Source organism: Kribbella sp. NPDC023855 (assembly GCF_040639475.1).
Taxonomy (GTDB): Bacteria; Actinomycetota; Actinomycetes; order Propionibacteriales; family Kribbellaceae; genus Kribbella.
Map to the genome: position 1 here is coordinate 82,274 of NZ_JBFAAA010000016.1, position 14,973 is coordinate 97,246.

Here is a 14,973-nt window from a genome sequence, read left to right on the forward strand (position 1 = left end):
TCACTTCAGCATGAGGGAGACGGCGAGGTCGCGGAGGGCGCTCTGCACCTGCTGCTCCGGCGGCCGCGGCTCGGTCAGCATCCAGTCGTAGACGACGGTGTTGACCGCGCCGATGAAGCACAGGCCGACGAAGCGGAAGTCCTTGCGGGCCAGCTCGCCCCGCTCGACCGCCGCCTCGCCGACCCCGACGACGCTGGAGATCAGCAGCTCGCGGAAGGCGATCCGCTGCTCCTCCACCGCGGGACTCGCGCCGACCACCTCGACGAACGAGATCCGGGCCCGGCGCAGGTCGGTCATGATGGTCCGCAGATACCCGTCGACCGCCGCCACGATCCGCTCCTGGACCGGCGCCTCGGCGGTCGCCGCGAGCGCCTCACCGGTACCGCGCAGCGCCAGCTCGATCACCTGGGCGTGCACCGCCAGCAGCACGGCTTCCTTGTTCTGGAACTCGTGGTAGAAGTGCCGGGTCGACACTTTCGCCAGCGCACACAGGCGTTCCACCGAGGTCGCGGGGTAACCGTCGGTCCCGAACAGCTCCAGCGCGGCTTCCAGCAGCCGCTCCCGTCGCGCCGCCTTCCACTCCTCGACCGATCGTCCGGAGTAACGGCGTACGGAGGGTTCGCTCATTGCACCTCTTGTCGATACCCCGTGCGTGAACCCTTGTCATCTTAGTCAGACAGCGGGCCGCCGTACCGCGATTATCAGGTCCGCTGCCGGTAGGCGCGGATGGCCAGCGGGGCGAAGACCGCGACCAGGCCGACCATCCAGGCCAGCGTGATCAGCAACGGTTTCTGCACCTCGCCGCCGAGCATCAGGCCGCGCATCGTGTCGACCAGGTACTTCACCGGGTTGACGTTCACGAACGCCTGCAGGAAGCCGGGCAGCGTGTCGGTCTGGACGAACACGTTGCTGCCGAAGGTCAGCGGGAACATCACCAGGAAGGCGATGCCCTGCACGCCCTGCGCGGTCTTCAGCTTGAGCCCGAGCCAGACCCAGATCCAGCACAGCGACAAGGCGAACGCCAGCACGATCAGGCAGGCCAGCAACCCGTTGCCGATGCCGTTGCCGAACCGGAAGCCGAGCACGAACCCGGTGGTCATCAGGATCACGATCGACAGCGTGTACCGCACCGCGTCGCCCAGCACCGCACCGATCAGCGGGGCGACCCGCGCGATCGGCAGGCTCCGGAACCGGTCGAAGACGCCCTTCGCGAAGTCGTCGTTCAGCGCCACTCCGGTGCCCATCGTGGAGAAGACGACCGTCTGGACGAGCAAGCCGGGCAGCAGGAACGGCAGATAGTCGCGCCAGGTGCCACCCTGGGCAACCGCTCCACCGAAGACGAACAGGAACAGCACCAGGAAGATGATCGGCTGGAACGTCACGTCCGCCAGCGCTTCCGGGTTCTGCCGGATCCGGACGATGTTGCGCCAGGCAAGCGTGAGGCTCTGCTCCACCCAGGCGAACGGGCGGTTGCGGCGGGCGGCATGTGCCGCGGGGGTTTCCAAAGTCGCGGTGCTCATCGGCCCACTCCTTCCAGGACGGCGTTGTTCTGTTCTTCGGCGGTGTGCCCGGTCAGCGCGAGGAAGACCTCGTCCAGGCTGGGCAGCCGCAGGGCGAGTTCGGTGACCGCGATCCCGGCCTCGTCGAGGCGGCGGACCACCACCGGCATCGACGTGCCGTCGGAGACCGGCACACTCACCAGCGCGTTCACGACGTCGACCGTCGGCCGGGTACCGACCGCTTCTGCGACGATTGCGGCCACCCGCTCGAGGTGACCCGGCTCGGCCGGGCGGACGTCGAGCGACTGCCTGCCCGCCTGCGCCTTGAGCTCGGCCGGCCGCCCCTCGGCGACCACCTTGCCCTTGTCGAACACCATGATCGAGTCGGCCAGCGCATCGGCCTCTTCCAGGTACTGCGTGGTCAGCAGCACCGTCGTACCGTCGAGCACCAGGTTGCGGACGGTGTCCCAGACGCCGTTGCGGGCGTGCGGATCGAGGCCGGTGGTCGGCTCGTCCAGGTAGAGGATGCTCGGGTTGCCGACCAGGCTGGCGGCCAGGTCGAGTCGCCGGCGCATGCCGCCGGAGTACGTCTTGGCGATCCGGTCCCCTGCGCCGGACAGCTCGAAGCGCTCCAGCAGTTCGTCGGCGCGGGACTTCGCCTGCACCCGCGACATGCCGAGCAGCCGGCCGATCATGGCCAGGTTGCGCCGCCCGGACATGTCTTCGTCGACCGAGGCGTACTGCCCGGTCAGGCCGATGATCTCCCGGACCCGCGGCGCCTCCCGGACGACGTCGTACCCGCCGACGGTGGCGTGCCCGGCGTCCGGCCGCAGCAGCGTGCCGAGGATGCGGACGGCGGTGGTCTTACCGGCGCCGTTCGGGCCGAGGACGCCGAGCACGGTTCCGGCCGGCACGGTCAGGTCCACGCCGTCCAGCGCGGTGGTACTGCCGTATTTCTTGACCAGACCCTCGGCCGAAATGGCGACCTGGTTCGTTGTGGACATTGGTTCCTCCCAGCTGACTGTTACTGGGAACAACCGTGCGCGTCCGCGCTGGCACCGCCCTGGCACCGGGCTGGCAGCCCGTGCCAGGGCCTGCTCAGGCCGGCTCAGCGCTGGCGGGCGAACTCGCCGGTGTCGGCCTTGAGCGGGACGATCTGGTTGGCCCGGAGCGCCTCGTAGATCTCCGGGTTGTACCGGGCGAGCGTCGCGCGCGCCCGGCGGCGGTAGCGCAGGATCTGGATGGTCCCGATCGTCCACAGCACGTACTGGAAGGCCAGGGCCGTCTTGAAGTCACCGAGCGTCTGCGCCGCTCCCCCGGACGATGCGTCCAGCAGGATCCCGATCATCCCGATACAGATCAGCATCGCGATGAAGCCACCGGTGTTGACCATCCCGTTCGCGGCCCCGAACCGGGTGGTGGGATTGAAGGTCCGCGCATAGTCCAGCCCCAGCATCGACCCCGGACCACCAGCGGCCTGTACGACGATCAGCAGGAGCAGCACCGGCATCGGAGCACGACCCGGCCAGGCGAGCACGACCGTCCACATCAGCACCGAACCGGCGATCACGGCCAGCACGATCCAGGACCGGTAGAAGGGGAACTTCGCGGCGTACCGGCCGACAAGCGGGCCGTAACAGAACCCGGCCAGTACTGGCAGCACGAGCATCGCCGCTGCCGTGGTCGGCGCGACGCCCTGACCCTGGACCAGGAACGGGTAGCCCCAGAGCAGGCCGAACGTGCCACCGGAGAAGCTGGTGGTGAAGTGGGTCCACAGGCCGAGGCGGGTGCCCGGCTCCTTCCAGGCCCGGCGAAGGTTCTGGCGGACCACCGACAACGGCTGCTTCGCGCGACGGGGCGGTTCGTCGTACGGGCTGTCCTTCAGGAGGAAGAGGACGGCCGCGCCGGCTGCCAGGCTGAGTACGCTCGCGGCGGCGAAGGTGGGCGTCCAGCCGAAGGCGTGGAACGCTGCCGCCATCGGCACCGTCGACACGATCGCGCCGAGGCCGCCGAGCATTCCGGTCACCTGCGACATCACCGGCTGCTTGAGCGCGGGGAACCAGGACATCACAACGCGGAGCACGCTGATGAAGACGAGCGCGTCACCGATACCGAGGATTGCCCGGGCAGCCAGGGCGGCCGGGTAGGAGTCGACCACGCTGAAGGCCGACTGGGCAACGAACAGGAGAAGCGATGCGGCGATCAGCAGACGCTTCGAGCCATAGCGGTCCAGCAGGATGCCGACGGGCACCTGCATCGCGGCGTACACGGTCAACTGGACGACGGTGAAGCTGGCCAGCGCGGAGGCGGAGATGTCGAACCGCTCGGCCGCCTGCAGACCGGCGACGCTCATCGAGCCGCGGTGCAGCACCGTCACCAGGTAGGTGAAGACAGCAGTGGCCCACACCGCCCAGGCTCGCCGACCGCCCAGGGGGAAGAGGAGTTCGGTCACTGCCCGCCCCGCAGATCCGTCGCGGCGACGTGGATGTGGTCGATGACGAGCTCGCGGAAGCGCTTGACGCTGTTGCTGCCCAGGGCATCGATCATTTCCTGGTGCGCGGCGATGGACTTGTCCATCCTGGCCGGCTGCATCTCGATCCCGGGCACGCCCATCCGGACCTGCCGGTCGCGCAGGCTGTTGTAGAGCTTGGCCAGGATCTGGTTGCCCGCGGCACCGACAATCGCCTCGTGGAAGGCGCGGTCGGCCTCCAGGAAGCTCTTCGCGTCACCGGCCTTGCGGTGCTTGCGCATCTCCTGGACGAGCGGGACCAGCTTCTCGGCCAGCTGCTTGCGGCGCGGCCAGACCTTCGCGGCGGCGTGCGTCTCGATCAGCTCGCGGGCCTCCAGGACGTCGTTGACCTCCTGCGCCAGCACCGGCAGGACGAGCGCGCCCTTCTTCGGATAGAGCTTGACCAGGCCGGACTCTTCCAGCCGGAGCAGGGCCTCTCGGACCGGAGTACGGGAAACTCCGACCGCGGTCGCCAGCTCCCCCTCGGTCAGCAGCTCGTTGCCGGGATAGACCCGGTCGAGGATCGCTGCTTTCACGTACGCGTAGACGCGCTCCGCCGCCGGGATCTTCTCCACCCCCGGCCCGGCGTCCGCGACGATCCGCGCGATTTCTGTCGTCTCTTCACCCAGTACCAAACCACTCGCCGGATCTTCGTCGGCTGCCCCGCTACCCACTACACCCCTCACATCACGTATCTCTGTTGTATCTATCTTACACACAAGGTGGTGAGACCCAGTTATCCACAGGCTTGTGCACAGATGTGGGGAGTTGTGGACAGCTAGGCCGCCAACGCAGGGTTTCCCGTGTCTTGTCCACAGCTAGTCCTTTGACGGGGCGATGCGTTCTAGAGTCTGGCCAGGGTTTCCGTCCAGCCGCCCTTCCGAGGAGATCGTCTTGTCCCCCAGCTCGCGTACCCGTCGACTGAGCGCCGGCCTGGCCGTCGCGGCCCTGGCCTTCGCCGGTGCCGGCAGCGTCACCGCCGCCCACGCCGTCCCGCTGTCCCCGTCCGCTTCCGCCGCCTCCGCGGCCGAGCCGGGGATCCTGATGAACTACGTCGTCAACACCAAGCCCGTGCCGATCCACGTCGACCGCGCCGAAGCGGCCATCAAGGCCGCCGGCGGCACCGTGGTCAAGTCGTACGACGACCTCGGCGTCGTCATCGCGCAGTCGACCAGCTCGACGTTCCGGACCGACGTCCGGCTCGGCAAGAACGGCAAGAGCATCCAGTCGGTCGGCGCCACCCGCACCGCGGCCGTCAAGGAAGGCCCGGTCGGCGCGGCCGCCAAGCCCGCGGCGGCCAAGGGCCTGGCGGCCAACGAGTCCACCCCTGCGCTCGACCCGCGTGAGGGCGAGCAGTGGGACATGGTCCAGATCAAGGCGGACCAGGCCCACCTGCAGACCGACGGGTCGAAGAAGGTGCTGGTCGGCGTCAACGACAGCGGTGTCGACGACACCCACCCGGACCTCGCGCCGAACTTCGACGCGGCCAACTCGGTCAACTGCAACAACAACGGCGTACCGGACACCACGCCGGGCGGGTGGCGACCGACCACCAGCGACCACGGCACCCACGTCGCCGGCACCATCGCCGCCGCCCGCAACGGCGTCGGCATCGTCGGAGTCGCCCCCGGTGTCCGGATCGCCTCGGTGAAGGTCGTGAACGACGACGGCTTCATCTACCCGGAGTACGCGATCTGCGGGTTCGTCTGGGCCGCCGAGCACAAGATGGACGTGACCAACCACAGCTACTTCATCGACCCGTGGGAATTCTGGTGCGACGACAACGCTGACCAGGGCGCGGTCCAGGAGTCGGTCCGCCGGGCCGTGGCCTTCGCCACCAAGAAGGGCGTGCTGTCCGTCGCGGCGGCCGGCAACTCGAACTACGACCTGGCCAACAAGACCACCGACACCGGCAGCCCGAACGACACCACCCCGGTGACCCGGACCATCAACAACGACTGCCTGGACATCCCGACCGAGCTGCCGGGCGTGCTCACGGTGGCCAGCACCACCCAGACCAAGGAGCGGAGCGGCTTCTCCAACTTCGGTCTGAACAAGATCGACGTGGCCGCGCCGGGCAGCCGGATCCTGTCCACCATCCCCGGTGGCAAGTACGGCCTGAAGAGCGGTACGTCGATGGCGTCGCCGCACGTCGCCGGTGTGGCCGCGCTGATCAAGTCGTCCCGCCCGTGGCTGAAGCCGGCCGAGATCGAGCAGGCGCTGCGGGTCGACGCCGACGACCAGGCGTGCCCGGCCGTCGTGGACGCCCGGTGCACCGGCACCACCGCGAACAACGCCTTCTTCGGTGAGGGCCTCGTCGACGCGCTGGACGGCGTCAAGCGCTGGTGACGACGGACCGGGCCCTCGGCTGAGGGCCCGGCCGCACAGCCTGACCGGGGCGGTGCGGTGGGAGAAGTATCCAAGACAGAGAGAGGGGATCCCCCGCCCGGGATCCCCTCTCTCCTTTTGTCTTGTTGCTCAGAACATCAGCGCGCGGGCCGGGTCCTCGAGGATGGAGGCCACGTCGGCGAGGAAGGTGGAACCCTTCTCGCCGTCGATCAGCCGGTGGTCGAAGGACAGCGCCAGCGTGGTGATCCAGCGCGGCACGATCTCGTCGTCCACCACCCAGGGCTGCTTGCGCACCGCACCGAAGGCGAGGATCGCGGATTCGCCCGGGTTGATGATCGGCGTACCGGCGTCGACGCCGAAGACGCCGACGTTGGTGATCGTGAACGAGCCGCCCGCCTGGTCGGCCGGGGAGGTCTTGCCCTCGCGGGCGGTGGCGACCAGGTCGTTCAGGGCGCCGCACAGCTCGGGCAGGGTGAGCGAGTCGGCCGACTTGATGTTCGGCACGATCAGCCCGCGCGGGGTGGCCGCGGCGATCCCGAGGTTGACCGACCCCTTGATCACGATCTCCTGGTTCGCCTCGTCCCAGGTCGCGTTGATGATCGGCGTACGCCGGGCCGCCAGCGTCACCGCCTTCGCCACGATCAGCAACGGCGAGACCCGCAGATCGCGGAACGCCTTGTCCTTCTTCAGCCGCTCGACCAGCTCCATCGTGGCGCTGACGTCGACGGTGATCCACTCGGTCACGTGCGGCGCGGTGAACGCACTGCTCACCATCGCCTGCGCCATCACCTTCACCACACCCTTGATCGGAATCCGGGTGTCACCCTGCGCACTCACCACCGGAGCAACCTGCGCCGGAGCGGTCGCAGCCGCCGTGTGGTTCTCCACATCAGCCCGAGTAATCACCCCACCCGGCCCGGTCGCGGTCACCTGCGCCAGATCAATCCCCAGATCCTTCGCCAACTTCCGCACCGGCGGCTTAGCCAGCACATGCACCTTCCCCGCCTCGTCGCCTTCGGCAACCTCGGCGGGAGCAGGAGCAGGAGCCGGCGCGACCGGTTCGGCTACTGCGGGTGCTGCCTGAGCAACAGCCTCAGAACCGGCTGTTTTGCGGGGGCGGCGTTTGGCTTCTGTGGCTCGGGGGCCGTAGCCGACGAGGTTGGGGGTGCGCGCTTCCTCGCCGGGGATGGAGGGGACGAGGTCTTCCTTCGGGGTGCCCTCGGTGACCGGTGGGGTGAGGTCGCCGGGGGTGGGTTCGCCGGTCTGGACCGCGATGATCGGCGTACCGACCGGGACGGTCTCGCCCTCGGGGACGAGCAGCTCGGTGACGACCCCGGCGTACGGGACCGGCAGCTCGACCAGTGACTTCGCCGTCTCGATCTCGACGACCGTGTCGTTCAGCTTGACCGTGTCGCCGGGCTTGACCTTCCAGCTGACGATCTCGGCCTCGACCAGGCCTTCTCCCACGTCGGGGAGGCGGAACTGCTGGATGCCCATCAGTACCCCATCACCCGGTCGACAGCGTCGAGCACCCGGTCCAGGTCGGGCAGGTACTCCTCCTCCATCCGCGACGGCGGATAAGGAGTGTCGAAACCGGTGACCCGCAGCACGGGCGCCTCGAGGTGGTAGAAGCACTCCTCGGTCACCCGCGCGGCCAGCTCCGAGCCCGGGCCGAGCGACAGCGGCGCCTCGTGCACGACGACCGCGCGACGGGTCTTCTTGACCGACGCGAAGACCGTCTCCAGGTCCAGCGGCGAGATCGAGCGCAGGTCGACGACCTCCAGGTTGCGCCCGTCCTCGAGCGCCGCCTCGGCCGCCTGCAGACAGGTCTTCACCATCGGGCCGTAACAGAACAGTGTCGCGTCGGTGCCCTCGCGGACCACCTTCGCCTTGAACAGCGGGTACTGCGGTCCGGCGTTCTCGTCCAGCTCCGCCTTCTCGTGGTACCGGCGCTTCGGCTCGAAGAACACCACCGGGTCGTCGGTCGCGATCGCCTGCTGGATCATCCAGTACGCGTCGACCGGCTCGCTGCAGGCGACCACCTTGAGGCCGGCGACGTGCGCGAACAGCGTCTCCGGCGACTCCGAGTGGTGCTCGACCGCGCCGATGCCGCCGCCGAACGGGATGCGGATCACGATCGGCATCCGCAGCTTGCCCATCGACCGGTAGTGCATCTTGGCGACCTGGTTGATGATCTGGTCGTACGCCGGGAAGACGAACCCGTCGAACTGGATCTCGCAGACCGGCCGGTACCCGCGCAGCGCCAGGCCGACCGCGGTGCCGATGATGCCGGACTCGGCCAGCGGGGTGTCGATCACCCGGTCCTCGCCGAAGTCCTTCTGCAGGCCCTCGGTGACCCGGAAGACGCCGCCGAGCTTGCCGATGTCCTCACCCATGATGAGGACCTTGGGGTCCTTCTCCATCGCGGCCCGCAGGCCCGCGTTGATGCCCTTGCCCAGGCTGATCTTCGCCATCTCAGTGCTCCCCTTCGAAAGAGGCGGCATAGGCGTTGTACTGCGCCTGCTGCTCGACCAGTTGCGGGGTCTTCTCGACGTACGCGTGCTCGAAGAAGTCCGTCATCTTCGGGTCGGGCATCGCCAGGCAGCCCGCCCGCAGGGTGGCGGCGACCTGGTCGGCCTCGGCCTCGATCTGCTCGAAGAACTCGTGCTCGACCCCGATCGACCGGGCCAGGTAGGCCTTCACCCGCTCGATCGGGTCCTTCAGCTTCCAGTACTCCAGGTCCTCCGACAGCCGGTACTTCGTCGGGTCGTCGGACGTGGTGTGGGCGCCCATCCGGTAGGTGTAGGCCTCGACCAGGGTCGGGCCGCTGCCCTCGCGAGCGCGCTTCAGGGCCTGCTGGGTGACGGCGTACGTGGCCAGTACGTCGTTGCCGTCGACGCGGACACCGGGGAAGCCGAAGCCGGCCGCGCGCTGGTACAGCGGGATCCGGGTCTGCCTGTCGATCGGCTCCGAGATGGCCCACTGGTTGTTCTGGCAGAAGAAGACGACCGGTGCGTTGAAGACCGAGGCGTAGATGAACGCCTCATTCACGTCGCCCTGGCTGCTGGCGCCGTCGCCGAAGTACGCGATCGTCGCCTCGCCGTTCTCGTCGCCGACGGCGTGGTCGCGCTGCTGGCCCATCGCGTACCCGGTCGCGTGCAGCGTCTGAGCGCCGATCACGATCGTGTAGAGGTGGAAGTTGTTGTCACGCGGGTCCCAGGCTCCCTGGTCGACGCCGCGAAACAGGCCGAGCAGGTTGAGCGGGTTGACGCCCTTGCACCAGGCGACGCCGTGCTCGCGGTAGGTCGGGAAGACCATGTCGTTCTCGTTCAGGGCGCGGCCGGAGCCGATCTGCGCGGCCTCCTGGCCGAGCAGGGAGGCCCACAGGCCGAGCTCCCCCTGGCGTTGCAGGGCGGTCGCCTCTGTGTCGATGCGGCGAACCATGACCATGTCCCGGTAGAAGCCCTTGATCGCCTCGTCGTCGAGGTCGAACGAGTAGTCCGGGTGCTCGACGCGTTCACCTTCCGGCGTCAGCAGCTGGACGAACTCGACCTCCTCGGAGGCCTGGGTGGGACTGACCGGCGCCTTGACGGGCGCGAACACTTCCGGGGCAGGGCCCGGCTCCGACTCACTCACATGCACTCCTCGGGTTCGAGCGCGGGATCGCCGCGACCGCAACATTGCACGGGGCCCCGGCCCAGCCAGCCGGGTGAGGCTTCGCAGGCGGGACCGCGTGGATCCAGGTTGATGCACACCGCTCGGCAGTGAACCTCCTCACTGGTACCACTGCCCATCTTGCCGGACACCGTACCCAGCAGGTTGCTGATCCGCTAACTGTCTGGACGCCGACTTGTACGCCGGTACCGAATGGCGTCTCGCGCTGAGACACCAGTCCGCCCACTGGTCACCTCGCACCCCGGTCGCACGCCTGAATCCCGTCGATGTAACACCGTTGGGGGATCCGTGCGATCTGTGTCACAACCCGATACCGATCGGGGCAAATCCTGACGGCGTACCAGTTCGGAACTGGTCCCGTCCGCTCACTGTCACCCGGAGTGTTCTCCTCGTCATGGACAGCGAGCCACCCTCACGTATGGGCAGGCCGATCCGTTGTATGCGTGAAGGCCGAGGACGGAGTCGGCCGCCGGCGATCAGGTGACTGGCCGGATCTCGGCGTTCGGAGGGCGGAAAGTCCCTTGTGGAGGCCTCGACAGCACCGTTAACGTCAGCACTGTTATTGCATTTCACCCATGACAGCTGGAGGACCCGCGATGGCCGCCGCCCCCGCGCAAGCACTGCCCGAGGCCGGCCCGCGCCCGGCGGCTTCCAGCGCGATGATCTGGTCGGCGCTCGCGGTGGTCTACCTCGTCTGGGGCTCGACCTACCTCTTCATCCGGATCGTGATCGAGGCGGACATCCCGCCGATGCTCGGGATGGCCACCCGCTTCCTGCTCGCCGCCACGCTGCTGGCCGCCTTCCTCGCCCTGCGCTCAGGTGTCCGCAGGCTCCGCGTCACCGCCCGCGAGCTGCTCGGCGCCGGCGTTGTCGGCCTCCTTCTGCTTGCCTTTGGCAACGGTGCGGTCGCCGTCGCGGAGAAGACCGTGCCGTCCGGTCTGGCCGCGCTGCTGATCGCCGCCGTACCGCTCTGGCTGATGCTCCTACGGGTCGGCGGCGGAGAACGGCCGCGACCGCTGACCTGGCTCGGCGTACTGATCGGCTTCGGCGGGGCGGCCCTGCTCGCAGCGTCCAGCGGCGACACCAGCGCCAAGCCGATCTCGGTCGCGATCCTCGTCCTCGGCACGATCAGCTGGGCGGCCGGCTCCCGCTTCTCCCCGCGACTCGGCCTGCCCAAGGATCCCTTGGTGGCGACTCTGTACGAGATGGCGATCGGCGGCTCCGTCATGGTGCTGCTCGGCGTACTGAGCGGTGAACCGGCGCGGCTGCACCTCAGTGAGGTCGAGCCGAAGGGCTGGATCGCGCTGGCCTACCTGGTCGTCTTCGGCTCACTGCTCGCCTACTCGGCCTACTCCTACCTGCTCGCGAACGCCCCGATCTCGCTGATCGGTACCTATGCCTATGTGAACCCGGTGGTGGCGGTGTTCCTCGGCTGGCTGATCCTGAGCGAGCCGATCACGGGCAGGATCCTGATCGGCGGAGCGATCGTCGTCCTGGGCGTCGCGCTGGTGGTCAGCGCCGAACGCCGCCGTACGGTCTGACCGGACCCGACTGGACGGCCTGACCGGCCGGTCCTGCACAAAGGGAAAGACCCGGGCTCCCATGGGGTGCCCGGGTCTCCCACCGCTGCCGATGCGCGCGGCAGCGGGTCCGAGTTGCCGGCCCAGCGCCGTGCCCCGAAAAAAACACGGCGCGAAACTTCGGCAATGGTGCGTGACAATCCGTTTCCTCATGGTAATGCCATTTCGCCGACCACCGAGACAGGCGAAAATACCCCATGAAAGACGAGCAGCCGTGCGCCCGCGATCAGACAACGACCAAACGGCTGATCGGTTACGGGTTGCCGGAAGCGAATTGTCTTCACGTCCGCTGAGCCGCCGCACGACCCTCCTGGGCGACAAGTTGCCTGGTCAGAGACAGATTGTTGCCACGGCAGCGAACTCATCACTCGCCGGCTATGCCCTACCCGGGGATTCCCGCCTCAACCAAAAAACGATCGAAGAATTCTGTAACCCGCCCCAGCACCCGTCGTTACCCACTAAGACGAATCCGTCATACCCGAAAGGAAACCTCGCATAATGCAGGTAACACGCAAGATCGCCGCTGCAGCGGCAGTGGCGACCGTTGCCACGCTGGGCCTGGCCACCGTCGTCAGCGCGAACATGATCGACGACAGCACCAAGGCGACCGGCGGCCTGACCGACGCCAGCGCGGTGAAGGGCTACGCCAAGGGCGGCAAGCACTGGTACTGGGTGCACGGTAACGGCTCCCTGGTCTCCATCACGGACACCAACCTCGGCCCGTTCCAGGCCTGCCACAACAACGTTCCGATCAACGCCGTCGGCGGCCAGGTGCCCGTCAACGACATCACCGGCATCGTTGGTCTGAGCAACGCCGGCAACTCGGTGACCGCGGTCAAGACCTGCGAGCAGGAGTCGAAGGCGAACACCCACGGCAAGTGGTACCGCGTCAACGACGGCGGCCTCGTCGAGGTTGCCGACACCAACGTGGGCCCGTTCCAGGCGTGCCACAACGACATCCCGATCAACGCCGTTGGCGGCCAGGTCCCGATCAACGACATCGCGGCGATCCTGGGTCTCACGAACTACAAGAACTCGGTCGACGTGCTGAAGACCTGCGAGCAGGAGTCGGCCGCCAACACGCACTGACCGCCCTCCCTGGTCAGTGGTGATGGACACCGGAACGATCACCTCGGTGGGGTGATCACCCGGTAGCAACACCTCGAAGCGGCATCGGGAAGCAAGCCTCACTCCTTCCCGGTGCCGCTTCTTCGTGGGCCCAGGATGGCTCCCCCGGCCCACACCACATCTCCCGCACCACCCCGCCCGGCCCCGGTCCCAGCCGAGGGCCGGGCGGTTTCGTTTGCCCGGGTCCCAGCCGGCCCGGGCTGCTCGCCCCAGTGGAGCCTGGCCGGGCAGTTTCGGCTTGCTTCGCACGCGGGACTCGGCGGATTTCGGCTGGTCCCGCTTGTGCCTGCGGTCCGCCGTCAGGTCACCGGCAGGCAGTTGCCGCCTCGGGGGCAGGCAGGCCGGCAGCCACAGGTCGGGGACGGCAGGCAGTTCGGGGCTGGTGGTCAGTTCGGGAGGTTGCGGAGGTCGAGGACGGTGCCGGGTGGGTACTGCGCGGCGATGACCGCCCACAGACCCGCGGCGGCCTCCTCCGGGGTGCTCAGGCCGCCGGAGCTTTTCAGCTCGCGGAATCGCTTTACAGCGGGGAAGGCCTGTTCGTCGACCGAGCGGATCTCGTCCTGCATCGCCGTGTCCACCACACCCGGCGCCACCGCGATCACCCGGCACGCCTTCACCGCACCGCCGCTGTCCTGCTCGGCGGCAGCCTCTTCGAGTCCTACCGTGCGGACCCAGTGGTCCACAGCCGCCTTGCCCGCGTTGTAAGCGGACCACCCTGGATAGGCCTTGGTCGCCGCACCCGACGACAACATCACCAGGTGCCGCTCGCAGTCGAGGCCCGCGGTCGCCCGCAGGAACGCCCGCCCGAGCACCTGCGGTGCTGCCGAGTTCAGCAGCACCGCCTTCGCGTACGCCTCGGCATCGACGGTCGCGGCCGGCCCGATCGGAACGACCGTGCCGGCGTTGTGCACGAAGACCACCCGCTCGCCCTTGAAGCCGTCGAGCTCGGCGACGAAGTGTTCCTCGACCCGCCCCCAGTCCGCCGGCTCCGCAAGGTCCGCCGCGAAGTGCTCGACCACTCCACCCCTCCGCGACAGGTCGATCACCCGCGCCTCCGGGTACGGCGTACTGACGGCGAGCGCCGCCCCGATCCCGGACGAGGCGCCCGAGATCCAGATCAGGTTCCTCACCGGCGCCACGCGCACGCGGTGGTCAGGAACAGGTCGTTGGCCTCCTTCTCGCCGATCGTCACCCGGGCACCCTCGCCGGGGAACGGCCGGACGGAGACCCCTTCGGCCTGGAGCGCCTCGGCGAACGCCACGGTCTCGTCACCGAGCGGCATCCAGACGAAGTTGGCGTGCGTCTCGGGCACGTTCCAGCCGGCCGCCCGCAGCGCGTCGACCACCCGGGTCCGCTCGGCCACCAGCCCGTCGACGCGCTCCAGCAGCTCCTTCTCCGCACGCAGCGAGGCGATCGCGGCGGCCTGGGCGACCTCGCTGACACCGAACGGCAGTGCGCACTTGCGGATCGCGGCGACCACCGGCGGGTGACCGATCGCGTAGCCGATCCGGAAACCGGCCAGCCCGTAGGCCTTCGAGAAGGTGCGCAGGACAACGACGTTCGGGCGGTCCCGGTACATCTCCAAGCAGTCCGGCGTCTCGGGTTCGCGGACGAACTCCCGGTACGCCTCGTCGAGCACGACCAGCACGTTGCGCGGGACCGCGTCGAGGAACGCGACCAGCTCGTCGCGACGGACGACCGGGCCGGTCGGGTTGTTCGGCGTGCAGATCAGGACGACCCGGGTCCGCTCGGTGATGGCGGCCTCCATCGCCTTGAGGTCGTGCCGCGCGTCCTCGGTCAGCGGTACCTGGACCGACGTCGCGCCGGTCAGCTGGACCGCGATCGGGTAGGCCTCGAACGACCGCCAGGCGTAGACCACCTCGTCGCCTTCACCGCAGGCTGCCTGCAGCAGGTGGTAGAGGACAGCAACCGAGCCGGTCCCGACGGCCAGATCCGTGACCGGTACGTCGAACCGCTCGGACAGCGCCTCGAGCAGCGGCAGCGCACCCATGTCGGGGTACCGGTTCATGTTCGCGGCGGCCTCGGTGGCGGCGGCGAGCACGCCTGGCAGCGGCGGGTACGGGTTCTCGTTGCTGGACAGCTTGTACGTCGGACGGCCGTCGGCGCGCTCCGGTGGCTTGCCCGGCTTGTAAGCCGGAATGTCGTCCAGGACGGAACGGAAACGGACCTCGTGGTCAGGGGTCATGCCCGCAGGCTAGCTCCAACCCGGCCG

13 protein-coding genes are annotated in these 14,973 nt (G+C 68.5%); 3 read left to right on the plus strand and 10 right to left on the minus strand.

Translation table 11 applies throughout. The features are described 5' to 3' along the window. The 5 genes from AB0F51_RS35880 to AB0F51_RS35900 form a co-directional block, all read right to left on the minus strand. On the minus strand, positions 1–627 hold the full coding sequence (locus AB0F51_RS35880; protein WP_360287582.1) for a TetR/AcrR family transcriptional regulator: 627 nt from the start codon (positions 625–627) through the stop codon (positions 1–3). 74 nt (positions 628–701) lie between these two features. Beyond that, entirely contained in the window at positions 702–1,520 is an 819-nt protein-coding gene (locus AB0F51_RS35885) for an ABC transporter permease (RefSeq protein WP_360287584.1), read from the minus strand. Continuing rightward, the gene (locus tag AB0F51_RS35890) at positions 1,517–2,503 is read right to left on the minus strand and encodes an ATP-binding cassette domain-containing protein (RefSeq protein WP_360287586.1); all 987 of its coding nucleotides are present in this window, start codon (positions 2,501–2,503) and stop codon (positions 1,517–1,519) included. The genes AB0F51_RS35885 and AB0F51_RS35890 overlap by 4 nt, the downstream gene beginning before the upstream one ends. A gap of 104 nt (positions 2,504–2,607) precedes the next feature. After that, positions 2,608–3,951 carry an MFS transporter gene (locus tag AB0F51_RS35895; RefSeq protein ID WP_360287588.1) on the minus strand — a complete coding sequence of 448 codons (1,344 nt, stop codon included), beginning with the start codon at positions 3,949–3,951 and terminating at the stop codon, positions 2,608–2,610. Next, on the minus strand, positions 3,948–4,694 hold the full coding sequence (locus AB0F51_RS35900; RefSeq protein ID WP_360287590.1) for a GntR family transcriptional regulator: 747 nt from the start codon (positions 4,692–4,694) through the stop codon (positions 3,948–3,950). Before AB0F51_RS35900 ends, AB0F51_RS35895 begins: the two co-directional genes overlap by 4 nt. Before the next feature lie 208 nt (positions 4,695–4,902). Here AB0F51_RS35900 and AB0F51_RS35905 point away from each other — a divergent pair, with 208 nt between their 5' ends. Then, entirely contained in the window at positions 4,903–6,357 is a 1,455-nt protein-coding gene (locus AB0F51_RS35905; protein ID WP_360287592.1) for a S8 family serine peptidase, read from the plus strand. 129 nt (positions 6,358–6,486) lie between these two features. Here the strand turns inward: AB0F51_RS35905 and AB0F51_RS35910 are convergent, their stop codons facing one another. From AB0F51_RS35910 to pdhA, 3 genes are read right to left on the minus strand one after another with little or no spacing between them, the layout of a single operon-like run. Beyond that, a complete protein-coding gene (locus AB0F51_RS35910; RefSeq protein WP_360287594.1) occupies positions 6,487–7,854 on the minus strand; it encodes a dihydrolipoamide acetyltransferase family protein in 1,368 nt (455 codons plus the stop codon). Continuing rightward, on the minus strand, positions 7,854–8,831 hold the full coding sequence (locus tag AB0F51_RS35915; RefSeq protein WP_360287596.1) for an alpha-ketoacid dehydrogenase subunit beta: 978 nt from the start codon (positions 8,829–8,831) through the stop codon (positions 7,854–7,856). The genes AB0F51_RS35910 and AB0F51_RS35915 overlap by 1 nt, the downstream gene beginning before the upstream one ends. A 1-nt stretch (position 8,832) precedes the next feature. Beyond that, positions 8,833–9,993: a pyruvate dehydrogenase (acetyl-transferring) E1 component subunit alpha gene (gene pdhA / locus AB0F51_RS35920; RefSeq protein ID WP_360287597.1), complete on the minus strand. Its 1,161-nt coding sequence runs from the start codon at positions 9,991–9,993 to the stop codon at positions 8,833–8,835. 614 nt (positions 9,994–10,607) lie between these two features. On the opposite strand from pdhA, the gene AB0F51_RS35925 reads away from it, so the two are divergent. Further along, positions 10,608–11,573, plus strand: coding sequence for an EamA family transporter (locus AB0F51_RS35925; protein ID WP_360287599.1), 966 nt, complete (start codon positions 10,608–10,610; stop codon positions 11,571–11,573). Positions 11,574–12,110: 537 nt separating this feature from the next. After that, positions 12,111–12,701: a hypothetical protein gene (locus tag AB0F51_RS35930; RefSeq protein WP_360287601.1), complete on the plus strand. Its 591-nt coding sequence runs from the start codon at positions 12,111–12,113 to the stop codon at positions 12,699–12,701. A 425-nt stretch (positions 12,702–13,126) separates the two neighbouring features. Here the strand turns inward: AB0F51_RS35930 and AB0F51_RS35935 are convergent, their stop codons facing one another. Beyond that, positions 13,127–13,870, minus strand: a complete 744-nt coding sequence (locus AB0F51_RS35935) for an SDR family NAD(P)-dependent oxidoreductase (protein WP_360287603.1) — start codon at positions 13,868–13,870, stop codon at positions 13,127–13,129. Then, a complete protein-coding gene (gene hisC / locus AB0F51_RS35940) occupies positions 13,867–14,946 on the minus strand; it encodes a histidinol-phosphate transaminase (protein ID WP_360287605.1) in 1,080 nt (359 codons plus the stop codon). Before hisC ends, AB0F51_RS35935 begins: the two co-directional genes overlap by 4 nt. Positions 14,947–14,973: the final 27 nt, after the last annotated feature.